A 390-nucleotide genomic window follows, 5' to 3' on the forward strand; every position below is an offset into this window, starting at 1 on the left:
GCCGGTACGCGCGCGGCCCCGCCAGGGCGGCTCGCCGGGGCTGGTCTCGGCGCTGGCCGGCGAAGGCACGCACGAGGGCCGCAGCACAGTCATGCAGGCCGCGATCCACGCGATCGGCTTCGACTACCTCGGCTACGGCACCGCCGCCAACGTGGGCGGGCACATCCAGCCGCGCACGTTCTTCGACACCTATACGGCCCCCGGCTGGCGCGACCGGTACTTCCGCGAGCGCTATTTCGAGATCGACCCGCGCAATCCGCAGCCCGGCATGTTCGGCCTGCCGATGGTGTGGGACGCCGATGACCTCGAACACACCCCGCCCGGCGGCATTCCGCCGCTGCGCCTGCGCCGTTTCCTCGACGACCTGCGCGACGCCGGCATCCGCAGCGG

At 72.8% G+C, this 390-nt stretch carries 1 protein-coding gene; it reads left to right on the forward strand.

Annotation, left to right across the window (positions count from 1 at the left end; translation table 11 throughout):
• A partial coding sequence (locus AC1DHL_RS30085; RefSeq protein ID WP_478164381.1) for an autoinducer binding domain-containing protein occupies positions 1–390 on the forward strand: 390 nt, incomplete at both ends.

The organism is Variovorax sp. 10L426, assembly GCF_056395305.1.